General features: G+C 59.6%; 18 protein-coding genes. 11 read left to right on the top strand and 7 right to left on the bottom strand.

Translation table 11 applies throughout. The annotated features are described in order from the left end of the window. Positions 1 to 142: 142 nt before the first annotated feature. The 4 genes from AC1Q8Q_RS08165 to AC1Q8Q_RS08180 all read right to left on the bottom strand — a co-directional run bounded on the left by AC1Q8Q_RS08165 (position 143) and on the right by AC1Q8Q_RS08180 (position 5,642). Positions 143 to 1,186, bottom strand: coding sequence for an ABC transporter substrate-binding protein (locus tag AC1Q8Q_RS08165; RefSeq protein ID WP_020798800.1), 1,044 nt, complete (start codon positions 1,184 to 1,186; stop codon positions 143 to 145). Positions 1,187 to 1,234: 48 nt separating this feature from the next. Then, a complete protein-coding gene (locus AC1Q8Q_RS08170; protein ID WP_492614958.1) occupies positions 1,235 to 2,359 on the bottom strand; it encodes an ABC transporter ATP-binding protein in 1,125 nt (374 codons plus the stop codon). A 253-nt stretch (positions 2,360 to 2,612) separates the two neighbouring features. Next, a complete protein-coding gene (locus AC1Q8Q_RS08175; protein WP_020798801.1) occupies positions 2,613 to 3,242 on the bottom strand; it encodes a response regulator in 630 nt (209 codons plus the stop codon). Then, on the bottom strand, positions 3,243 to 5,642 hold the full coding sequence (locus AC1Q8Q_RS08180; RefSeq protein ID WP_489326586.1) for a PAS domain-containing sensor histidine kinase: 2,400 nt from the start codon (positions 5,640 to 5,642) through the stop codon (positions 3,243 to 3,245). 73 nt (positions 5,643 to 5,715) lie between these two features. Here AC1Q8Q_RS08180 and AC1Q8Q_RS08185 point away from each other — a divergent pair, with 73 nt between their 5' ends. Beyond that, a complete protein-coding gene (locus AC1Q8Q_RS08185; RefSeq protein ID WP_168759030.1) occupies positions 5,716 to 6,708 on the top strand; it encodes an alpha/beta hydrolase family protein in 993 nt (330 codons plus the stop codon). 44 nt (positions 6,709 to 6,752) lie between these two features. Here the strand turns inward: AC1Q8Q_RS08185 and AC1Q8Q_RS08190 are convergent, their stop codons facing one another. From AC1Q8Q_RS08190 to AC1Q8Q_RS08200, 3 genes are read right to left on the bottom strand one after another with little or no spacing between them, the layout of a single operon-like run. Further along, on the bottom strand, positions 6,753 to 7,520 hold the full coding sequence (locus tag AC1Q8Q_RS08190) for a TerB family tellurite resistance protein (protein WP_151143554.1): 768 nt from the start codon (positions 7,518 to 7,520) through the stop codon (positions 6,753 to 6,755). A 1-nt stretch (position 7,521) separates the two neighbouring features. Beyond that, complete coding sequence (gene murU / locus AC1Q8Q_RS08195) at positions 7,522 to 8,193, bottom strand: N-acetylmuramate alpha-1-phosphate uridylyltransferase MurU (protein ID WP_110754840.1); 672 nt, start codon at positions 8,191 to 8,193, stop codon at positions 7,522 to 7,524. Next, complete coding sequence (locus AC1Q8Q_RS08200; RefSeq protein WP_492614959.1) at positions 8,190 to 9,209, bottom strand: aminoglycoside phosphotransferase family protein; 1,020 nt, start codon at positions 9,207 to 9,209, stop codon at positions 8,190 to 8,192. The genes murU and AC1Q8Q_RS08200 overlap by 4 nt, the downstream gene beginning before the upstream one ends. A 130-nt stretch (positions 9,210 to 9,339) precedes the next feature. Between AC1Q8Q_RS08200 and AC1Q8Q_RS08205 the strand changes: the two genes are divergently transcribed. The 10 genes from AC1Q8Q_RS08205 (at position 9,340) to AC1Q8Q_RS08250 (ending at position 22,240) form a co-directional block, all read left to right on the top strand. Next, on the top strand, positions 9,340 to 12,138 hold the full coding sequence (locus AC1Q8Q_RS08205) for an LPS-assembly protein LptD (protein ID WP_020798807.1): 2,799 nt from the start codon (positions 9,340 to 9,342) through the stop codon (positions 12,136 to 12,138). Then, on the top strand, positions 12,119 to 13,435 hold the full coding sequence (surA, locus tag AC1Q8Q_RS08210; protein ID WP_020798808.1) for a peptidylprolyl isomerase SurA: 1,317 nt from the start codon (positions 12,119 to 12,121) through the stop codon (positions 13,433 to 13,435). The genes AC1Q8Q_RS08205 and surA overlap by 20 nt, the downstream gene beginning before the upstream one ends. Beyond that, positions 13,432 to 14,421, top strand: coding sequence for a 4-hydroxythreonine-4-phosphate dehydrogenase PdxA (gene pdxA, locus AC1Q8Q_RS08215; protein ID WP_020798809.1), 990 nt, complete (start codon positions 13,432 to 13,434; stop codon positions 14,419 to 14,421). The genes surA and pdxA overlap by 4 nt, the downstream gene beginning before the upstream one ends. Continuing rightward, positions 14,418 to 15,236, top strand: coding sequence for a 16S rRNA (adenine(1518)-N(6)/adenine(1519)-N(6))-dimethyltransferase RsmA (gene rsmA / locus AC1Q8Q_RS08220; RefSeq protein ID WP_492614960.1), 819 nt, complete (start codon positions 14,418 to 14,420; stop codon positions 15,234 to 15,236). The genes pdxA and rsmA overlap by 4 nt, the downstream gene beginning before the upstream one ends. Positions 15,237 to 15,357: 121 nt before the next feature. Then, entirely contained in the window at positions 15,358 to 15,738 is a 381-nt protein-coding gene (gene apaG / locus AC1Q8Q_RS08225; RefSeq protein ID WP_168759031.1) for a Co2+/Mg2+ efflux protein ApaG, read from the top strand. Further along, positions 15,738 to 16,622 carry a symmetrical bis(5'-nucleosyl)-tetraphosphatase gene (locus AC1Q8Q_RS08230; protein ID WP_492614961.1) on the top strand — a complete coding sequence of 295 codons (885 nt, stop codon included), beginning with the start codon at positions 15,738 to 15,740 and terminating at the stop codon, positions 16,620 to 16,622. Before apaG ends, AC1Q8Q_RS08230 begins: the two co-directional genes overlap by 1 nt. Before the next feature lie 33 nt (positions 16,623 to 16,655). Continuing rightward, entirely contained in the window at positions 16,656 to 16,985 is a 330-nt protein-coding gene (gene glpE, locus AC1Q8Q_RS08235) for a thiosulfate sulfurtransferase GlpE (protein WP_110754832.1), read from the top strand. Positions 16,986 to 17,282: 297 nt separating this feature from the next. Beyond that, the gene (locus AC1Q8Q_RS08240; RefSeq protein ID WP_020798814.1) at positions 17,283 to 19,205 is read left to right on the top strand and encodes a PrkA family serine protein kinase; all 1,923 of its coding nucleotides are present in this window, start codon (positions 17,283 to 17,285) and stop codon (positions 19,203 to 19,205) included. 204 nt (positions 19,206 to 19,409) lie between these two features. Further along, positions 19,410 to 20,681 (top strand): YeaH/YhbH family protein, encoded by a 1,272-nt coding sequence (locus tag AC1Q8Q_RS08245; RefSeq protein ID WP_020798816.1) that lies wholly within the window; start codon positions 19,410 to 19,412, stop codon positions 20,679 to 20,681. Beyond that, positions 20,678 to 22,240 carry a SpoVR family protein gene (locus AC1Q8Q_RS08250; protein WP_020798817.1) on the top strand — a complete coding sequence of 521 codons (1,563 nt, stop codon included), beginning with the start codon at positions 20,678 to 20,680 and terminating at the stop codon, positions 22,238 to 22,240. The genes AC1Q8Q_RS08245 and AC1Q8Q_RS08250 overlap by 4 nt, the downstream gene beginning before the upstream one ends. Positions 22,241 to 22,245: the final 5 nt, after the last annotated feature.

Here is a 22,245-nt window from a genome sequence, read left to right on the forward strand (position 1 = left end):
CATTACATCAATGTTCTTGAACCATTCACTGGCCCCTGTAGGAGCTGGCGCAGCCTGCGATCTTTTGGCGGCTTAGAGACCGCTGAAGATCAAAAGATCGCAGCCTTCGGCAGCTCCTACAGCGTAAGCCCGCGCTGCGGTCTTACTTCGCAGCCCAGGAATTGAAGCGCTGTTCCAGTTGCTCGCCGTTGTCAGCCCAGAAGCTGACGTCGATCTGTACCTGGTTGGCGATGTTTTCCGGGGTGGTCGGCATGTCCTTCAGGACATCCTTGGCCAGCAACGGTACGGCCTGGGTATTGGCTGGGCCGTAGGCGATGTTTTCCGAGTAGGTCTTCTGCTGCTGTGGTTGTACCGAGAAGGCGATGAATTTCTTCGCCGCTTCTGCACGCTTGGCATCCAGACCTTTTGGAATGGCCCATGCGTCGAAGTCGTAGATTCCGCCGTTCCACACCACTTTCAGGTTGCTTTCTTTCTGCACGGCGGCGATGCGGCCGTTGTAGGCCGAGCTCATGACCACGTCACCGGAAGCGAGGTATTGCGGCGGTTGTGCGCCAGCTTCCCACCACTGGATGTTGGGCTTGAGTTCGTCGAGTTTCTTGAACGCGCGATCCTGTCCATCTTTACCGGCCAGCACTTTATAGACGTCTTTTGGCGCAACGCCGTCAGCCATCAGTGCGAACTCCAGGGTGTACTTGGCGCCTTTACGCAGGCCTCGCTTGCCTGGGAATTGCTTGGTGTCCCAGAAATCCGCCCAGCTGGTCGGCGCGGTTTTCAGCTTGTCGGCGTTGTAGGCCAACACGGTCGACCACACGAAGAAACCTACGCCGCATGGCTGGATAGCGCCTTTGACGTAGTCTTCGGTCTTGCCGAACAGGGCCGGGTCGAGTTGCTCGAACATGTCTTCGTCGCAACCACGGGACAGTTCTGGTGATTCGACTTCTACCAGATCCCAGGACACGCTCTTGGTGTCGACCATGGCCTTGACCTTGGCCATCTCACCGTTGTATTCGCCCGCCACGATCTTGCCGTTGCCTGCCGCTTCCCACGGTGCGTAGAAGGCTTTGACCTGCGCCGCCTTGTTCGCCCCGCCAAAGGACACCACGGTCAGGTCCGGGCCAGCTGCCATTGCGCTTGCTGCCCCCATCATGCCCAGTGCCAGAGCGGTGAATTTCAGGGATCTCAACATTTATTGTTCTCTCCACGTGCAGGGTTTGTGTTGTTGAAGCCGGGGCGATCAGTTCGCCTCTAGAATGGGATCGAGCGCGCGAACGTGTTCGACCTGCCAGCCAAGCGGAACCACGTCACCGACCGCGAGCGCAGGATCGAGCTCGGCAATCGGTTGTTTCACGAAGAAGTCGGTCTTGCCACAGACCTCCAGGCGAACCCGGACGTGGTCGCCCAGATAGATGAATTCCGCTACCCGTCCCGAGAAGCGGTTGATGCAAGACTCGCTGGAGCCATTGAGACTCACGCGTTCCGGGCGAATGGACAAGGTCACCGGTTCACCGGTCTTGCCGACGTTCACCGCCAGGGCTTCAACTTTTTCACCACGGCCCAGTTCGACCACGCAACGGTCGCCGGTCTGGCTGTGCAGACGGCCGTTAAGACGGTTGTTTTCGCCAATGAAGTTGGCGACGAAGGTGTTTTTCGGCTCTTCATACAACGTACGTGGAGGCGCGATCTGCTGGATCTCGCCCTGATGGAAAACGGCCACACGATCGGACATGGTCAGGGCTTCGCCCTGGTCGTGGGTCACGTAGACCACGGTCACACCCAGACGCTGGTGCAGGTGCTTGATTTCCATCTGCATGTGTTCGCGCAACTGTTTATCCAGTGCGCCGAGGGGTTCGTCCATCAGCACCAGTTGCGGCTCGAACACCAGTGCGCGGGCCAGCGCCACGCGCTGCTGCTGGCCACCGGACAGTTGTGCCGGATAACGCTGGGCAAAGGCATCGAGCTGCACCATGCACAGGACTTTCTTGACCTTATCGCTGACGTCGCTTTTGTTCAGCCCGCGCACAGTCAGAGGGAACGCCAGGTTCTCGGCAACCGTCATGTGCGGGAACAACGCATAGTTCTGGAAGACCATGCCGATGTCACGCTTGTGCGGCGGCACGTTGTTGATGGCGCGTCCGGCCAGCAGGATCTCACCTGCTGTCGGAGTTTCGAAACCGGCGAGCATCATCAGACTGGTGGTTTTGCCGGAGCCTGAGGGGCCGAGCAAGGTGAGGAATTCGCCTTTGCGAATGTCCAGGTTGAGGTCCTTGACGATCAGGTTCTCGCCATCGTAGCTCTTCTGCACTCCACGAAAGCTGACCAGAACATCATTGGCCCCTGCGCTTGAATCGACCTGGCTCATACCCACACCTTTGTTGTTGATGACTGCTGTGGACTAAGCCTAGTGGACGCTGGGACCTGCGCAAATCGGGGGGCAAGAGAGAATCGCCTCAGCCATATGGAAGGCTGGGGGTAGGGATTGCCCTACAAGGATGGCGCGCTTTGGCAAGCGCAGCGGCGAGCGGTGAGCTGCACGCCGCAAGAACGAGCAATAGCGGTTGATCAGGCATGTCGCAAATGGACATGGCGACGCGCGCAGGGGGTGGGGGTGTTTTTCAGAGGAGCTTGTGTTCCATCGCGTACTTCACCAGCTCCGCCAGCGAGGTGATATTGAGTTTCTGCATCAACCGCGCCTTGTGGGTACTGATGGTTTTGCTACTCAACGCCAGTTGCTGGGCAATGTCGTTGACGTTGGCGCCCTGGGCCAGGCGTTCGAACACCGAAAACTCACGCTCCGAGAGCAGTGAGTGCAGCGGCCGCGAATCGGTCAGGCCGACTTCGAAGACCATTCGGTCGGCCAGGTCCGGATCGATATAGCGCCCTCCCGCTGCCACCCGGCGGATGGCCGTCAGCAACAGCGCCGGATCACTGTCCTTGGTGGCATAGCCTGCCGCACCGACTTTCAAGGCCCGTGCCGCCATTTGTGCCTCGTCATGCATCGACAACACCAGGATCACCGGCGGATTGTTCAAGGCACGGATCCGCGGGATCGCCTCAAGGCCGTTGACACCCGGCATGGAGATATCCAGCAGCACCACTTCGCAGGGCACATGCCGCAAGGTTTCGAGCAGCTGTTCGCCATTGCTCGCCTCCCCCACCACCAGCAGGTCCTTGGCCAGGCCGATCAATTGCTTGATGCCTTCGCGGACAATGGTGTGGTCTTCGGCAACCAGTACACGGATCACTTACGTCTCCTTATCCAAGGGTACTCGCACAGTCAGGGTCGTGCCCTCACCCGGCTCACTCTCAAGGGACAGTTGCCCGCCCATGATCAACACCCGCTCGCGCATGCCGACCAACCCAAAGGATGTTGGCCTGCCGCTTTCGGCGACAAATCCTACGCCATCATCGCTGACGGTCAGGCACAACTCGTCGCCTTCAAGAGTAAGTGTCAGTTCGACAGTATGCGCCTGGGCGTGGCGCATGACATTGGTCAGCGCTTCCTGAAGTATACGAAACAGGCCGATGGCCTTGGCATCACTGAGCACGGGCAAGTTTTCCGGCACCTGTACCAGGCACGGAATCTGCGTACGCGCCTCAAACCGGCGTGCCTGCCATTCGATGGCCGAGGCTATCCCGGCATCGAGGATCGGTGGCCGCAACGCCGTCGCCACATCGCGTACCAGCTGGAACAGCTGTGCGATCAAACGCTTCATGCTGTTCAGGCGCTCGTTCAATCCGGGGTCGAGTTGCGCATAAGCCAGCTCGCACATGGACGTTTCCAGCTTGAGCACCGTCAACATCTGGCCCAATTCGTCGTGAACTTCCCGGGCAATGCGCGCCTTCTCCTCTTCGCGCACGCTTTCAAGGTGCGCCGACAATTCGCGCAGTTGCTCACGCGAGCTCGCCAGTTCCAGTTCGATGCGCTTGCTCTCGCTGATGTCCCAGACAATGCCATCCCAAACGTAGGCGCCGCCCTCGAGTCGACGGGTTATCGCCTTGATTTCCGCCCAGCGTTGTTCCCCCTGACGCGTAAGGATCCGCCCTTGCCAGGACCAGTCGCTGTCAGTGTCCAGCGCACGATCCTGGGTCTGGTGATAGCTGGCCTTGTCGTCCGGATGCACCAGGCTGCGCAGGCCTTTGTCACGATGGGCCAGGGTCGCTGGCGAGTAACCCACCAGGCTCTCGCTGCCCTCACTGATGTAGGCAAAGTCGATCTGGCCGGTCACCGGCGCCCGTTCCAGGCGAAAGACCAGGCCCGGCACATTCGCCGCGATCCCTTGCAAGCGTGCTTCACTTTCCTGCAACGCCGCCAGGGCGCGACGACGTTCAGTGACATCGGTCAGGTAGACCACCAGGTACTCGCCATCGCGAAAGCGCAAAAAACTCAGGGAGACATCGGCCGGCAGGATGCTGCCATCGGCCCGCAGGCAATTGGATTCAAAACTTTGCGGCGCGTCGTCGCTGGCCCTGGCGCGCTTCCACAGGTTCAACCAGCGATCCATGTGCAGTTCGGGTTCGAACTCGATCAATGGCCGGTCGATAATCCCTCCGGGCGGATAGCCCAGCATGGTTTCGGCAGCGCGGTTGGCGTAGCGCACGTGGCTGTCCCAATTCACCCAGAGAATGCCGACGGTACTCTGGTCGATGGAAAACTGCGTGAGCCGCAGGGCCTCTTCACTGGCGGCACGCAGGGCAATGTCTGCCTGCGCCGCCGCCAGTCGTTGCTCCAGACTGTGCTGCTGGCGTCGTTGCCAGAACACGATGGCCATGGCGCTGAGCGCCAGTACCAACAGCAGCAGGCAGAGGTTTTGCCAGAATCCCGGGGATTCGGTGAGCCGCGGGTACTTGGGTTGCAGCCACTGGTTGTGCAGCGCCTCCAGGTCCTTCGCCGGGATCGCCCGCAGCGCGCTTTCGACAATGCCGGCCAGCTCCGGCAGGTCGCGACGCGTGGCCACCCGCAGCAGCTGTGGCAAGCCGATATCACCGACCACCACCAGCCCGGAGAACTCAGGTTCAACGGACAGGCGCCCCAATTGTGCCTCGTCGACCACCGCGTAGGCGGCTTGCTGGCTTAGCAACAGTTGCAAGGCCTGGCGTTCGGCCGGTACACCCTGCAGGTTCAAATGCGGATAGTTTCCACGCAGGTAGTCGGCGGTGGCACTGGGCATGCGCACGGCGACGCGGGTTTGGCTGTCGAGTTTTTCCAGCTCAACCGCCCCAGTGCTTTTCTGGTCGCTGACCACCAGCTGTGGCACCCGCATATACGGATCGGAAAACTGCCAGAGGCGCAGGCCGCCAGGAGTCTGGGTCAGCCCCGGGGCGAGATCGATTTCGCCGGCGCGAGCGGCCGCCTCCAATTGCTCGAGATCGGGAAAGTTGCGCCAGCTCAGTTCGACCTTGAGCGACTTGGCCAGCCACTTCATCAGCTCGACATTGACCCCGGACAGGCGCTGCAAGCGGCGGTCGTACTGGGCGTAGGGCGCTTGCAACACCAGTCCCACCCGCAAATCGCCCTGCTGCGCCAACCACTGTTGCTGGCCTACCGACAATGGCGCGACATGCGCCGGTGGCGCGGCCGCCGCCCAGCCCATCAAGGGCAACCACAAACAGCCGATAACCCACAGGCAGCGAAAACGCATCATCGAACTCTCACACACTGACAAAAACTGACCAACCCATTAGGCTGCCGGAATAACTTCTGGCCTGGAATATCCAATGCTCCCTGTCTACCGCCTGGCACTGCCAGCATTGTGCCTGTCGCTGGTCCTGCCATGGGCTTTTTCCGTTGAAGCAGCCGACCCGACGCCTGCCGCGGCAGAACCCCCCTCCGAAACAAAACCACTCGAACGCCAGCCGTTGCCTGAGCGTAGTCAGGAAGAAGCCATTGCACTGGAGCGAAAAATTCCGCGCCAGGAACAACAGCAATTGCAAGCAGGCTCCGATACGTTCCTGGCCCTGTGGAAGGCGGCCAATACCGCCGACCCCAAAGGTGCGGTCATTATCATTCCTGGCGCTGGCGAAACCGTTGACTGGCCGCAAGCAATCGGCCCGCTGCGCCGCCAATTACCGGATGCCCAATGGAGCAGCCTGAGTATCACCCTGCCTGATTTGCAAAGCGAAGCCATGACACCGCGCGGGGTGCAAGCCACTCCAGCAGCCAAAGCGCCAGACGTCGGCAGCAAAGACTCGACCACCGCAGCGCCCATCGAACAGGCCGCGGGCGGCGAAGCCGAGGTGGCGGACAAGGCCGTCGCCGAAACGCCTGACGAGCAGAGCAAGGCTGACGCCGAGCGAATCTTCGCCCGCATCGACGCAGCCATCGCTTTTGCTGAACAGCAAAGTGCTCGCAGCATGGTGCTGCTGGGGCATGGTACGGGCGCCTATTGGGCTGCGCGGTATTTGAGCGAGAGGCAGACGGCGCAGGTCGAGCGCTTCGTCATGGTCGCCGCGCAGACACCGAACACCGCGGCCCCTGAACTGGACGAACTCGCGCCAACCCTCAAGCTGCCCACCGTCGACTTCTTCTATATGGACAAGCCGCTGGACCGCAACGCGGCGCTGGCCCGCCTGCAGGCCAGCAAACGCCTGAAGACTTCGGCCTTCAGCCAGGTCTCGCTCAAGGCTTTGCCAGGTAATAACAAGGCACAACAGGAACAATTGGTACGCCGGGTGCGGGGCTGGTTGAATCCGCAGAATGCGTCGAACTGATGGACTGAGTCGCCCCATTTTCGGGGCGACGCAACGCTTCGCTGCTAACGAAAGTCCCGCCGTTGACGAATCAACGTATAGGCGTTGTGCAGCTCGCGCGTCTTATCGGTGGCCTCTCGAACCTGCGACGCCGTTGCACCACTGCCGGCAATCTTGTCCGGGTGATGACGACTGAGCAGGCGTCGATAGGCGCGCTTGATCTGGGCGGGCTCACTGGTGGCAGTTACACCCAACAGCCGCAAAGCGTCCTGATAGGTTGTCACGCTGCTGACCAACGGACGATGCTGTGGCTCGTAATCGGCCGCCAACGCCCTGACCTGCCGTTCGGACCACCCCAGCCAATTACCCCACTGAAAGAGCAGCTCACGCTCGCGATTGCCCGCATGCCCATCAGCCCAAACCATCCGCCAACAAGCGCGCAAGACCCCTTCTGCCGCATAGGGTTGAGACCTTAGCCTGCGCAAATGGCCACGCAACCGGTCACTGCCCGACTTGCCACGATTGAACGCGGCAATCGCCCGGCGCTGTGCCGATTCGGACATTTCCAAGGCACGCATCTCCGCGCGAGCCTGCTGGATATGCCCCTCCACGACCCGTCCATCACACTTGGCCAGGCGTCCCAGCAACACAAACAACAATTCGTCGTTGCGCAGGACAGGTCGCCCCCCGAGCTTTTCGCGCAAATGCGCCAGGCTTTGCAGGTGCAGGTGCCGATCCAGCACCTGCCCCAACAAGGCGCCAAGCATGGCTCCCGGAATGCTGGCGATGGCAAAGCCCACTCCGGTTCCGATCAGCGTCCCTGGCCACAGCATGTCAGCGGCTCGCTTCGATCAGGGTTTCAACTTCGGCCAGGCGCTCGTGAGTGCCGACATCGACCCAATGCCCTCTCAGGCGTTCGCCGCTCACTAGCCCGTCTGCCATGGCCTTGCGCAATAGCGGCGCGAGCTTGAACGCTCCTGCCGAGCAACCATCGAACAACTGTGGATGCAGCACGGCGATACCGCTGTAGGTCAGGGTTGCGGTGTCCGGCTGACCGTCCCGGACCTGGCCGTCGCTCAGGCTGAAGTCTCCGGCGAGATGATGGGGTGGGTTGTCGGCCAGCACCAGATGCGCCAGCCCGGTAATGGGTTGATGCAGCACGCTGAAGTCGTAGTCGGTCCAGATGTCACCGTTGACCACCAGGAAAGCTTCGTCACCCAACAAAGGCAAGGCGCGGAAGATTCCGCCACCGGTCTCCAGGGGTTCACCTTCGGCCGAGTAGCGAATGCTCACGCCGTAGCGCGAGCCATCGCCCAGATAGTCTTCGATCTGCTGGCCCAGCCAGGCATGATTGATCACGATCTCGGTAAAACCTGCCGCCGCCAGGGCTCGCAGGTGATACTCGATCAGCGGCACGCCACCGGCGCGCACCAGCGGCTTGGGCGTGGTCAGGGTCAAGGGACGCATGCGCTCGCCCTTGCCTGCCGCCAGAATCATCGCCTTCATGCGGTCACTCCGGCACGCAGGCTGGCCAGCAATACATCCAGCCCAGCCAGTTCAGGACGACGCGCAATCACTGCATCTATATAGGCAAAGAAGCGTGGTACATCGCCCAGGTAGCGCGGTTTGCCGTCGCGGTGGCAAATGCGGGCGAAGATACCGATCACTTTCAAGTGACGCTGCACGCCCATCAGGTCGCTGGCGCGCAGGAAGTCTTCGAAGTCTGGCTGCACCGGAATGTCCAGCGCAGCCGCTTGCTGCCAGTAATTTTCCAGCCAGCCGCGCACGCGCTCCTCGGGCCAACTGAGGAAGGCATCCTTGAACAGGCAGGTTACGTCGTAGGTGACAGGACCATAGACGGCGTCCTGGAAATCCAACACGCCCGGGTTGGGTTCGCTGAGCATCAGGTTACGTGGCATGTAGTCGCGATGCACCAGGACCTTCGGCTGGGCCAGGGCACTGTCGATCAACAGATCGCTGACCTGCTGCCAGAGCACTTGCTGCGCCGCATCAAACTCGACGCCCAACTCATGCTTGACGTACCACTCGGGAAACAATTGCAGCTCGCGTCGCAACAGCGCCACGTCGTAACTCGGCAATGGCGCAACCATCGGCAATTGCTGGAACGCCAGTAGCGCTTGCAGGGCATCGTTGAACAAATCGTCGGCGTTTTCGCTGTCGATCACGTCCAGGTAGGTCTGGTTGCCCAGGTCATTGAGCAAAAGAAATCCGCGCTCAAGGTCTTCGGCGTAGATTTTCGGCACATTTATCCCGGATTTCGCCAGCAGAAAAGCGATATCCACGAAAGGCTTGCAGTTTTCCTGGGGCGGAGGTGCGTCCATCACGATCAAGCTTTGACCTGCACCCTCCCACCGAAAATAGCGCCGAAAACTCGCGTCGCTGCTTGCCGCAGTCAACGTGGCCGGGGGTACGGCACCCCATCCATGTTGTGCAAAAAGAATTGCCAATTGCTCATCGAGCCAAACTTTCAGGTGTTGCAAACGTATATCTTGGTCAGGCATTGCAAGGGTCTCCGACGGCGCTAGCCGTCAAGCGGGTCATGCTTTATTATCCAGCATCTTTTTCAGACCATCGAGAGGCGTGCGGCCCACACCGCGGGCAGATGGCACGCAGGAAGCCCGGACTATTAAGATGGCATTGAAATCCCCCGCGTTTCGTAAAAAATTTCCGTTGTTGATGACCGGCAGTTTGCTGGCTCTGCAACCCTTGGCCAGCCCTTTCGTGGTCGCCGCGGAACAGTATGACTGCTCGGTCTCCGCTTCGGGTGCCTGGAATTGTGCGCCAAAATCGCCGGCGGCTGCATTGCCACCGCGTCCAGTCCACGAGGGCAGCGCAGTCTCCGCCACCGGCGAGTCACCCGCCGAAACGGGCGCCAGCGAAGACACGGGGGCCAAACCTGCACTGGTCACCGAATCCAAAGGCCGTGGCCTGAAGTCGCGTAGCGCAGACTACAGCCACCTCGACTGGGTTCCGCGCGAGCAGCTCACTGCAGCACAATTGGCTGAAACCGGTCCTTATTGCTCTGGTTCCTATATCGAACCGATTCGTCCTGGCATGAATGACAAGACGAATAAAAGTGACGCCCCGACCTTTGTCGGCGCCAAAGCCTCCCGCTACAAGCAGGATGAGCAGGTCGCCAGCCTGGCCGGTGACGTGGTCATGCGCCAGGGCAGCATGCAGGTCGAAGCCGATGAAGCCAACCTTTACCAGGCCGAGAGCCGTGGCGAGCTAAGCGGCAACGTGCGCATTCGCGACAACGGTGCACTGATCGTAGGTGACCACGCCGACGTGCAGCTCGATACCGGTGAAGCCAAGATCGACAACGCCGAATACGTGATGCACAAATCGCGTATCCGCGGTAACGCGCTGTACGCCAAGCGTGCCGAGAACGCGATCATCCGCCTCAAGGATGGCACGTACACCACGTGCGAACCGAACAGCAACGCCTGGCAACTCAAGGGTAACAACATCACCTTGAACCCGGCGACCGGCTTCGGCACCGCGACCAACGTGACACTGCGGGTCAAGGACATTCCGGTCCTGTACACGCCGTATATCTACTTCCCGATCGACGACCGCCGTCAATCCGGCTTCCTGCCGCCGACCATCGGCACCGGCACCGATACCGGTTTCCTGCTGGTTACGCCGTACTACTTCAACCTGGCACCAAACTACGATGCCACGTTGTACCCACGCTACATGAGCGATCGCGGCCTGTTGATGGAAGGCGAATTCCGCTACCTGACCAAGTCCAGCGAAGGTCAGTTCGGCGCGGCGTACCTGAACGACGAGAACGACGATCGTAAGCTGCAGACCGATTACGATAAAACCCGCTACATGTACAACTGGCAGCACAAGGGTGGTCTTGATTCGCGTGTCCTGACCCAGGTCGATTACACCAAGATCAGCGACCCTTATTACTTCCAGGATCTGCAGACCGACCAGATTGGCGTGAAGAGCGCCGACTACGTCAACCAGCAGGGTGTTGTTACCTACCGTGGCGACAGTTACACCGCCCGCGTGAATGCCCAGGCCTATCAACTGGCGACTGTGTCGAACATCACTCCGTACGACCGTTTGCCGCAGATCACCTTCAACGGTGCGCTACCGGATCGTCCAGGTGGTCTGAATTTCACGTATGACACTGAGCTTGTGCGGTTCGATCGGGATTTGAAGAACGGCGACTACACCGATGAAGACGGCAATGTTGAGCCGCGCCTCGACCAAAACGTTCAAGGCCTGGCCCGTGCCAATGGCGATCGCCTCAACCTTGCGCCAGCGGTCAGCTTCCCGATGGAGGCGAGCTACGGCTTCCTGACGCCTAAACTCAAGTACCAGTACACGCAGTACCAACTGGACCTGGACAGCATCGGCAAAAGCCAGATTGCCGCGCAGAGTGCAGAACAGGACCGGCTCAATGGCACGTTCGACAGCAACCAGAACCGTGGTGTGCCAATCGCCAGCATCGACAGCGGCCTGTATTTCGATCGCAAGACCAACTGGTTTGGCAAGAACTATAACCAGACCCTCGAACCACGCCTGTTCTACCTCTACGTACCCGAGAAGGACCAGGAAGACATTCCGGTATTCGACACCAGCGAATACACCTTCAGCTATGCATCGCTGTTCCGTGACAACCGTTTCTCTGGCTCCGATCGTGTCGGCGACGAGAACAAACTGTCCCTGGGCGTGACCAGTCGCTGGATCGAAGAAAACGGCTTCGAACGCCAACGCATCAGCGTCGGCCAGGCCCTCTACTTCAAGGACCGCGAAGTCCAGCTGCCGGGCATCGATGCAAAAACCCGCGAAGATGCGCACTCTGACGTCTCTCCTTATGCGCTGGAGTACGAATACCGCTGGAACCGCGACTGGCGGACCACGGCCGACTACAACTGGGACCCGGACAGCCGCAGCCCTCGTTCGGGCAGCGCGATGTTCCACTACCAGCCTGAGGACAACCCGAACAAGGTCATCAACGCCGGCTATCGCTATCGCAATGACCAGGTTCGTTACGACCAGAACTCCGGTACATGGCAGGTCGGCGGCGGTGACTATGGCACCCCGGGCCAACCTGGCTACGTGAAGGACTACTACAAGATCGAACAGCACGACTTCTCGGTGATCTGGCCTGTCGTGCCGCAATGGAACGTCATCAGCCGCTGGCAGTACGACTACAACCGCAACCGTACCCTGGAAGCCTTCGGTGGCTTCGAGTACGACAACTGCTGCTGGAAACTGCGCCTGATCAACCGTTACTGGGTCGATTATGACGAAACCAGTCAAGACGCCCCGGAAAACGAAAAAGGCGACCATGGCGTCTTCCTCCAAATTGTTCTGAAGGGACTCGGCGGCCTCACTGGCTCCAAAGTAGAGAGTTTCCTCGACAAAGGCATCCAAGGTTATCGTGAACGTGAAGACCAAGCTTTCTGATTGTCTGCGCCCGCTGTTGCTGGGCGCGCTGTTCCTGGGTACCGCGGCCAACGCCGCGGTACAGTCCATCGATAAAGTGGTGGCCATTGTCGACAACGACGTGGTCATGCAGAGCCAACTGGACCAACGGGTCCATGAAGTCCAGCAAACCATCGCCAAGCGCGGCACCGCCGTGCCACCGGCCAGCGTATTGGAGCAACAGGTGCTTGAGCGCCTGATCGTCGAGAACCTGCAACTGCAGATCGGCGAGCGCTCCGGCATCCGCATTACCGATGAAGAACTGAACCAGGCCGTCGGCACGATTGCCCAGCGCAACAACATGTCGGTCGAGCAGTTCCGCGCCGCCCTGACGCGTGACGGCCTGTCCTACGACGACGCACGTGACCAGATTCGCCGCGAAATGGTCATCAGCCGTGTGCGTCAGCGCCGCGTCGCCGAACGCATCCAGGTCTCCGAACAGGAAGTGAAGAACTTCCTGGCCTCGGATCTTGGCAAAATGCAGCTGTCCGAAGAATTCCGCCTGGCCAACATCCTGATTCCTACGCCGGAAAGCGCCAACTCCGACGCCATCCAGAATGCCGCCAAGCAGGCCGACGCGGTTTACCAGCAGCTCAAGCAAGGCGCTGACTTCGGTCAGCTGGCAATCGCCAAGTCCGCCAGCGAAACCGCACTGGAAGGTGGCGACATGGGCTGGCGTAAAGCCGCTCAACTGCCGCCACCCTTCGATCGCCTGCTGAGCACCATGGCTGTGGGCGACATCACCCAACCGATGCGCACGCCGGGGGGCTTCATCATCCTGAAGATCACCGACAAGCGTGGCGGTGAGGCGCAAGTGCGTGACGAAGTGCACGTACGCCACATCCTGGTCAAACCAAGCCCAATCCGTGACGAAGCAAAGACCAAGGCCCTGGCCGAGTCGCTCTACGCCCGCATCGAAGCAGGCGAAGATTTCGGCGAACTGGCGAAAAGCTTCTCGGAAGATCCGGGTTCCGCCCTCAATGGCGGCGACCTGAACTGGATCGACCCGAATGTACTGGTTCCGGAGTTCCGCGAAGTGATGGCCAAGACCCCGCAAGGTCAGCTGTCCAAGCCATTCCAGACCCAATACGGCTGGCACGTGCTGGAAGTCCTTGGTCGTCGCGCCACCGACAGCACGACCCAGGCTCGCGAACAGCAAGCAATGACCGTGCTGCGTAATCGCAAGTACGACGAAGAGCTGCAAACCTGGCTGCGTCAGATCCGTGACGAAGCGTATGTGGAAATCAAACTCCCTGGCGCCGACCAGGCAGCACAGTGAAACCCAAGCGTTTCGCGCTGACACCCGGCGAACCGGCCGGCATAGGTCCCGACCTGTGCCTGCTGCTCGCCGCGCACGCCCAGCCACACCCCCTGATAGCCATTACCAGCCGCGACCTGCTCCTTGAGCGGGCCGCGCAGTTGGGCGTGGCTGTCGATGTGCTGCCCGTCACGCCGGACAACTGGCCGGATGCTCCCGCTCCCGCCAACAGCCTGTATGTGTGGGATACACCGCTCAATGCCAAGGTGGTCGCCGGGCAACTGGACAAGGCCAACGCCGCTTTCGTCCTGGAAACCCTCACCCGCGCTGGTCAGGGCTGCCTGGACGGGCATTTTGCCGGCATGATCACCGCTCCGGTGCACAAAGGCGTAATCAATGAATCCGGTATCGCTTTTTCCGGGCACACGGAATTCCTCGCCGACCTGACCCATACCGCGCAAGTGGTCATGATGCTCGCCACCCGTGGTCTGCGCGTGGCGCTGGTCACCACCCACCTGCCGCTGCGCGAGATTGCCGATGCGATCACGCCGGAGCGTCTGGAGCGGGTGACGCGAATCCTGCACACCGACCTGAAAGAAAAATTCGGCATCGCCCAGCCACGCATCCTGGTCTGTGGGCTCAACCCCCATGCCGGTGAAGGCGGACACCTGGGCCATGAAGAAATCGATATCATCGAACCCACACTAGAGCGCCTTCGCGGCGAAGGCATGGACCTACGCGGCCCGCTGCCCGCCGACACTCTGTTTACCCCCAAATATCTGGAGCACTGCGATGCAGTGCTGGCGATGTACCACGACCAGGGCCTGCCTGTGCTGAAATACAAAGGCTTTGGCGCAGCAGTCAATGTGACTCTCGGCTTGCCGATCATCCGCACTTCGGTCGACCACGGCACCGCCCTGGACCTGGCCGGTAGCGGCAAGATCGACACCGGCAGCCTGCAAGTCGCCCTGGAAACCGCCTACCAGATGGCCGAGACCCGTTTATGACCGAGCAATACCAACACAAGGCGCGCAAGCGCTTTGGCCAGAACTTTCTGCACGACGCCGGCGTTATCGACCGCATCCTGCGCTCCATCCATGCCAAGACCGAAGACCGCCTACTGGAAATCGGCCCTGGCCAAGGCGCGCTGACCCAGGGCCTGCTCAGCAGCGGCGCCCAGCTCGACGTTGTGGAACTGGACAAGGACCTGATCCCGATCCTCAACCAGCAGTTCGCTGGCAAGAGCAACTTCAACCTGCATCAGGGTGATGCGCTGAAGTTCGATTTCACCAGTTTGAATGCGGCACCTGGCAGCCTGCGCGTAGTCGGCAACCTGCCATATAACATCTCTACACCGCTGATTTTCCACCTGCTGCACAACGCCCACCTGATTCGCGACATGCACTTCATGCTGCAAAAAGAAGTGGTCGAGCGTCTGGCGGCAGGGCCTGGCGGCGGTGATTGGGGCCGGCTGTCGATCATGGTCCAGTACCACTGCCGGGTCGAGCATCTGTTCAACGTAGGTCCTGGCGCGTTCAACCCGCCACCAAAAGTCGACTCGGCCATCGTGCGCCTGGTGCCCCATGCAGTACTGCCGCACCCGGCCAAGGATCACCGCCTGCTTGAGCGCGTAGTGCGCGAGGCTTTCAACCAGCGCCGCAAGACCCTGCGCAACACCCTCAAGCTACTGCTGAGCAACGCCGAAATCGAAGCCGCTGGCGTCGATGGCAGCTTGCGTCCCGAGCAGCTCGATCTGGCGGCGTTCGTACGCCTTGCTGACAAGCTCAGCGAACAAGTCCTACAGAAAGCCGCGGACGCCTGACAGAACTGAAGCGTTATCGGGTAGGACACCAGCGCCCATGTCTGGTTTACTATCCGATACCTGGCCTAGACTGACTTATCAGCTACGTCCCGCGTTCCGCTTCGTTTTTAAGGCCCTTTGCATGTCCGATCCTCGTTATCAGGTCGACGTCAGCGTCGTCACCCGCTATCTGGCAGAACAATCGCAACCCGAGCAAGAGCGTTTTGCCTTCGCGTACACCATCACCGTGCGAAATAACGGCCTGCTACCGGCCCAACTGTTATCACGGCATTGGGTCATCACCGATGGCGATGGGCATGTCGAGGAAGTTCGCGGTGAGGGCGTAGTTGGCCAGCAACCGCTGATCGAACCGGGTAAGAGCCATACCTACAGCAGCGGCACTGTCATGACATCCAAGGTCGGCACCATGCAAGGCACCTACGAGATGCGCGCCGACGACGGCAAGCATTTCGAGGCCATCATCGCCCCATTCCGCCTGGCGGTCCCCGGAGCCTTGCACTGATGGCAACCTATGCCGTCGGCGACCTGCAAGGCTGCCTCGATGCCTTGCAATGCCTGCTCAGAAAGGTTGCCTTCGACCCGGCAACAGATCGTCTGTGGCTGGTAGGCGACCTGGTCAACCGCGGCCCGCAGTCGCTGGAAACCCTGCGCTTCCTCTATAGCATCCGTCACTCACTGGTGTGCGTACTCGGCAACCACGACCTGCACCTGCTGGCAGCCGGCAAGAATATCGAGCGCCTGAAGAAAGCCGACACCCTGCGCGAGATTATCGAAGCCCCGGATAGCGCCGAGTTGCTGGAATGGCTGCGCCAGCAAAAACTCATGCACTACGACGAGCAGCGCAACGTGGCGATGGTACATGCTGGCATTCCGCCGCAATGGTCGCTGCGCAAAGCACTGAAATGCGCGGCCGAAGTCGAGACGGCCCTGCGCGATGACAACCTGCTGCCGCCATACCTCGATGGCATGTACGGTAACGATCCGGCGAAATGGGACAGTGACCTCAAGGGCGTCACGCGCCTGCGGGTGATTACCAACTATTTCACGCGCATGCGCTTCTGTACGGCCGAGGGCAAACTCGATCTGAAGAGCAAGGAAGGCCTGGGCACGGCACCTGCAGGCTACAAGCCGTGGTTCCAGCACAAGGAACGCAAGACCAGGGACGTAAAGATCATCTTCGGCCACTGGGCAGCACTGGAAGGCAAGATCCAGGAGCCGGGCATCTCGGCCCTCGACACTGGCTGTGTCTGGGGCGGTGCCCTGACCCTGATGAATGTCGACACGGGTGAACGCCTGGCCTGCAAATGCGACGAACACGGCCATACCGCCGAGCCGCCAGTCGCCCCACAGATTTCCGAACCATCGCCAGCCAGCGCCCCGCGCTAGACTGCACTTTCTGCCGAGCCACAGGAGCCCGCCATGAGCGAATTCAAACGTATCCCCCCGGAACAGGCCCAGGCCCTGCGAGAACAGGGCGCAGTGGTGGTCGACGTCCGTGACCCTGCAACCTTCGCCGCCCTGCACATCAGCGGCTCGAAGCATCTGGACAACCACTCCCTGCACGCCTTCATCCAGGGTGCTGATCTGGACGCGCCTACCGTGGTGGTTTGTTATCACGGCAACTCCAGCCAGGGTGCCGCCGCCTACCTGGTCAGCCAGGGTTTTTCCGACGTCTACAGCATGGACGGCGGATTCGAGCTATGGCGTACGACTTATCCTTCAGAAACAGCGCAAGGCACCACCGAATAATTTTTTTGTCATGCGCAAGGCCCCGCCCCCCGCGGGCTAGCGCGGTGGCAGACGAACGGTCTGCCACAACTAATTACGTATCTCGCCTTTACCTCCCAAATTCCCAACTATCCTTAAGCGCAGGCCATCCAAAACAGGGGAGAGCCGGTACACCGGCGCACGGGTCATCGGGAGTAGCTTTCGGGGTAGTCAGCTCCGAAAGAGTTCTGGGGGGTAAACAGCGACCGCCTGTTCGGTTGCTGCCAGCATCGACTGAGTGATCCGGCGTCGGCTCCACGTATCGAGCGAGGTGACGTCATGAGTATCTTTAGCCACTTCCAACAACGTTTCGAGTCCACACGCCAGGAAGAACTCTCTCTGCAAGAGTATCTGGAGTTGTGCAAAAAGGACCGTAGCGCCTACGTTTCCGCAGCCGAGCGTCTGTTGCTGGCCATCGGTGAACCGGAGCTGCTCGACACCTCGACCAACTCGAGGCTGTCGCGAATCTTCTCCAACAAGGTAATCCGTCGCTACCCGGCCTTTGAGGACTTCCACGGGATGGAAGAATGCATCGACCAGATCGTGTCGTATTTCCGCCATGCCGCCCAAGGCCTGGAAGAGAAGAAACAGATCCTTTACCTGCTCGGCCCCGTCGGCGGCGGTAAGTCGTCCCTGGCCGAAAAACTCAAACAACTGATGGAAAAAGTGCCCTTCTACGCGATCAAGGGCTCGCCAGTATTCGAATCGCCCCTGGGTCTGTTCAACGCCACTGAAGATGGCGCGATCCTCGAGGAAGACTTCGGCATCCCACGGCGCTACCTCAACACCATCATGTCGCCATGGGCCACCAAGCGCCTGGCCGAATTCGGCGGCGACATCAGCCAGTTCCGCGTGGTCAAGCTCTATCCGTCGATCCTGAATCAGATCGCCGTGGCCAAGACCGAGCCGGGAGATGAAAACAACCAGGACATCTCGGCACTGGTGGGCAAGGTCGATATCCGCAAACTGGAAGAATTCCCGCAGAACGACGCCGACGCCTACAGCTATTCGGGCGCACTGTGCCGGGCCAACCAGGGCCTGATGGAGTTCGTCGAAATGTTCAAGGCCCCGATCAAGGTACTGCACCCCTTGCTGACGGCCACCCAGGAAGGCAACTACAACAGCACCGAAGGCCTCGGGGCGATTCCGTTTACCGGGATCCTGCTGGCCCACTCCAACGAATCGGAATGGCATACCTTCCGTAACAACAAGAACAACGAAGCGTTCATCGACCGGATCTACATCGTCAAGGTGCCGTACTGCCTGCGGGTCAGCGACGAAGTGAAGATCTACGACAAGTTGCTGTTCAACAGCTCGCTGGCCAAGGCCCATTGCGCGCCCGACACCTTGAAAATGCTCGCCCAGTTCACCGTGTTGTCACGCCTGAAGGAGCCGGAAAACTCCAACATTTACTCCAAGATGCGTGTGTATGACGGCGAAAACCTCAAGGACACCGATCCGAAGGCCAAGTCGATCCAGGAATATCGTGACAACGCCGGCGTCGATGAAGGCATGAACGGCCTGTCCACCCGCTTCGCGTTCAAGATCCTTTCCAAGGTCTTCAACTTCGATCCCCACGAAATCGCTGCCAACCCGGTGCACCTGCTCTACGTGCTGGAGCAACAGATCGAACAGGAACAGTTCCAGGCCGAAACCCGCGAACGCTACCTGCGCTTCCTAAAGGAGTACCTGGCACCGCGGTACATCGAATTTATCGGCAAGGAGATCCAGACCGCCTACCTCGAGTCCTACAGCGAGTACGGCCAGAACATCTTCGATCGTTATGTGCTGTACGCGGATTTCTGGATTCAGGACCAGGAGTACCGAGACCCGGAAACCGGCGAGATCCTCAACCGCGTAGCATTGAACGAAGAGTTGGAGAAAATCGAAAAACCGGCCGGCATCAGCAATCCGAAGGATTTCCGCAACGAAATCGTCAACTTCGTGCTGCGTGCCCGTGCCAACAACAACGGCAAGAACCCGACCTGGCTCAGCTACGAAAAACTGCGGGTGGTCATCGAGAAGAAAATGTTCTCCAACACCGAAGACCTGCTGCCAGTTATCAGCTTCAACGCCAAGGCCAGCAAAGAGGACCAGCAGAAACACAACGACTTCGTCACACGGATGGTCGAGCGGGGTTACACCGACAAACAGGTACGGCTGCTGTCCGAGTGGTACCTGCGGGTCAGAAAATCACAATAACCCGCTGCCGGTCAGACCGGTTGTCGTCAGCCAGAGACCTGTGCGTGCTTTTTCTGATACACAGGCCTCTGGAAGGTGTTCGAAAGTCGGTAGCGAGTTCAGGCAGCATCCAAAGCGCTTGGGGGAGCGTTGAATATCCCCTGGCTCTCGGTCCGATGCTGCATCACCGCTCGCCCCTTTCAGGACAGCTTCTAAGGAGCAGTCATGAGCTATGTGATCGACCGACGTCTCAATGGCAAGAACAAGAGCACGGTAAACCGCCAACGGTTTCTGCGGCGTTACCGTGATCACATCAAAAAGGCTGTCGAAGAGGCGGTCAGCCGGCGCTCCATTACCGATATGGAACACGGCGAGCAAATCAGTATCCCGGGGCGCGACATCGATGAACCGGTGCTTCACCATGGTCGCGGTGGCAAACAGACCATCGTGCACCCGGGCAACAAGGAATTCACCAGCGGCGAACACATTGCCCGCCCACCAGGGGGTGGAGGCGGCAGAGGCCCTGGCAAGGCTGGTAACTCGGGCGAAGGGATGGACGAATTCGTCTTCCAGATCACCCAGGAAGAATTCCTCGAATTCATGTTCGAAGACTTGGAGCTGCCGAACCTGGTCAAGCGCAACCTGACCGGCACCGACACCTTCAAGACAGTGCGCGCGGGGATCAGCAACGAGGGCAACCCGTCGCGGATCAACATCATCCGCACATTGCGCTCAGCCCATGCACGGCGAATCGCCCTCTCGGGCAGCAGCCGGGCGAAACTGCGCGAAGCCAAGGAAGAACTCCTGCGACTCAAGCAGGAAGAGCCTGACAATTTCGGCGATATACAGGAACTTGAGGCAGAAATCGAAAAACTCAGCGCCCGCATTCACCGCGTGCCGTTTCTCGACACCTTCGACCTCAAGTACAACTTGCTGATCAAACAACCCAACCCCAGCTCGAAGGCGGTGATGTTTTGCCTCATGGACGTTTCCGGCTCCATGACCCAGGCGACCAAGGACATCGCCAAGCGCTTCTTCATCCTGCTGTACCTGTTTCTCAAGCGTAACTACGACAAGATTGACGTGGTATTCATTCGCCACCACACCAGCGCTCGCGAAGTGGACGAGGAAGAGTTTTTCTACTCCCGCGAAACCGGCGGGACCATTGTGTCCAGCGCCTTGAAGCTGATGCAGGAGATCATGGCCGAGCGCTATCCGGCCAACGAATGGAACATCTACGCCGCCCAGGCCTCCGACGGCGACAACTGGAACGACGACTCGCCGATTTGCCGCGACATTCTCATCAACCAGATCATGCCATTCGTGCAGTACTACACTTACGTTGAGATCACTCCACGGGAACACCAGGCCCTGTGGTTCGAGTACGAGCGTATCGCCGAAGCCTTTTCCGACACTTTCGCCCAGCAACAACTGGTCTCGGCCGGGGATATCTATCCGGTCTTCCGTGAACTCTTCCAGCGCAGGTTAGTGACATGACCGCCAAAGAGCTGAAGCGCCAACCCATATCCACCGGATCGGAGTGGACGTTCGAGCTGATCCAGGCGTACGACCGTGAAATAAGTCGTATTGCAGCTCGCTACGCGCTCGATACGTACCCTAACCAGATCGAAGTGATCACCGCCGAACAGATGATGGACGCCTACGCCTCCGTCGGCATGCCGCTGGGCTATCACCACTGGTCCTATGGCAAACACTTCCTCAGTACGGAAAAGTCCTATACCCGCGGCCAGATGGGGCTGGCCTATGAAATCGTGATCAACTCCGACCCCTGCATTGCCTACCTCATGGAGGAAAACACCATCTGCATGCAGGCGCTGGTGGTGGCGCATGCGTGCTACGGGCATAACAGCTTTTTCAAGGGCAATTACCTGTTCCGCACCTGGACCGATGCCAGCTCGATCATCGACTACCTGGTGTTCGCCAAGCAGTACATCATGCAGTGTGAAGAGCGCCATGGCATCGATGCGGTTGAAGACTTGCTCGACTCCTGCCACGCGCTGATGAACTACGGGGTGGACCGCTACAAACGCCCCTATCCTATTTCCGCGGAGGAAGAACGGCGTCGGCAAAAGGACCGGGAAGAACATCTGCAGAAGCAGATCAACGATCTGTGGCGCACCATACCCAAGGGCGCGGACAAGTACAGCGACAAGGACAACGCGCGCTTCCCCGCCGAACCGCAGGAAAACATCCTGTACTTCATCGAAAAACATGCACCGCTGCTGGAGCCGTGGCAGCGGGAAATTGTGCGGATCGTACGCAAGATCGCCCAGTATTTTTATCCACAGCGCCAGACCCAGGTCATGAACGAAGGCTGGGCGACATTCTGGCACTACACCCTGATGAACGACCTGTACGACGAAGGCCTGGTGACCGACGGTTTCATGATGGAGTTCCTGACATCACACACCAGCGTGGTCTTCCAGCCTGGCTTCGACAGCCCCTACTACAGTGGCATCAACCCTTACGCCTTGGGCTTTGCCATGTACCGCGATATCCGTCGCATGTGTGAAGAACCTACTGAAGAGGATTACCGCTGGTTCCCTGACATTGCCGGCACCGACTGGCTCGCGGCCATCAAGTTCGCCATGAGCAGCTTCAAGGATGAGAGCTTCATCCTGCAGTACCTTTCACCCAAAGTGATTCGCGACTTGAAATTGTTCAGCATTCTCGATGACGACCAGAAGGACGACCTGCTGGTGCCAGCCATTCACGACGAAGGCGGTTATCGCATCATCCGTGAAACCCTGGCGGCACAGTACAACCTTGGCAATCGCGAACCCAACGTGCAGATCTACAGCATCGACAGGCGCGGCGATCGCTCCCTGACCCTGCGCCACCAACAACACGACCGTAAACCCCTGGGAGAGTCCACCGAGGAAGTGCTCAAGCATCTGCACCGTCTCTGGGGTTTCGATATTCATCTGGAAACCCTGCAAGGTGACCAGGTCATGAAAACCCACCATGTGCCACCTAAGGGGGAACACAGCGAAGGCGATTACGGACGGCTGGACCTGGCCGTCATCCATTTGTGATCCTG

Source organism: Pseudomonas sp. GW823-FHT06B06, from assembly GCF_058795195.1.

Bases quoted from the DNA above. Each gene is read 5' to 3' on its own strand.
- AC1Q8Q_RS08165 (WP_020798800.1), bottom strand. From the start codon at position 1,186: ATGTTGAGATCCCTGAAATTCACCGCTCTGGCACTGGGCATGATGGGG.
- AC1Q8Q_RS08170 (WP_492614958.1), bottom strand. From the start codon at position 2,359: ATGAGCCAGGTCGATTCAAGCGCAGGGGCCAATGATGTTCTGGTCAGC.
- AC1Q8Q_RS08180 (WP_489326586.1), bottom strand. From the start codon at position 5,642: ATGATGCGTTTTCGCTGCCTGTGGGTTATCGGCTGTTTGTGGTTGCCC.
- AC1Q8Q_RS08185 (WP_168759030.1), top strand. From the start codon at position 5,716: ATGCTCCCTGTCTACCGCCTGGCACTGCCAGCATTGTGCCTGTCGCTG.
- AC1Q8Q_RS08190 (WP_151143554.1), bottom strand. From the start codon at position 7,520: ATGCTGTGGCCAGGGACGCTGATCGGAACCGGAGTGGGCTTTGCCATC.
- murU (WP_110754840.1), bottom strand. From the start codon at position 8,193: ATGAAGGCGATGATTCTGGCGGCAGGCAAGGGCGAGCGCATGCGTCCC.
- AC1Q8Q_RS08200 (WP_492614959.1), bottom strand. From the start codon at position 9,209: ATGCCTGACCAAGATATACGTTTGCAACACCTGAAAGTTTGGCTCGAT.
- AC1Q8Q_RS08205 (WP_020798807.1), top strand. From the start codon at position 9,340: ATGGCATTGAAATCCCCCGCGTTTCGTAAAAAATTTCCGTTGTTGATG.
- rsmA (WP_492614960.1), top strand. From the start codon at position 14,418: ATGACCGAGCAATACCAACACAAGGCGCGCAAGCGCTTTGGCCAGAAC.
- apaG (WP_168759031.1), top strand. From the start codon at position 15,358: ATGTCCGATCCTCGTTATCAGGTCGACGTCAGCGTCGTCACCCGCTAT.
- AC1Q8Q_RS08230 (WP_492614961.1), top strand. From the start codon at position 15,738: ATGGCAACCTATGCCGTCGGCGACCTGCAAGGCTGCCTCGATGCCTTG.
- glpE (WP_110754832.1), top strand. From the start codon at position 16,656: ATGAGCGAATTCAAACGTATCCCCCCGGAACAGGCCCAGGCCCTGCGA.
- AC1Q8Q_RS08240 (WP_020798814.1), top strand. From the start codon at position 17,283: ATGAGTATCTTTAGCCACTTCCAACAACGTTTCGAGTCCACACGCCAG.
- AC1Q8Q_RS08245 (WP_020798816.1), top strand. From the start codon at position 19,410: ATGAGCTATGTGATCGACCGACGTCTCAATGGCAAGAACAAGAGCACG.
- AC1Q8Q_RS08250 (WP_020798817.1), top strand. From the start codon at position 20,678: ATGACCGCCAAAGAGCTGAAGCGCCAACCCATATCCACCGGATCGGAG.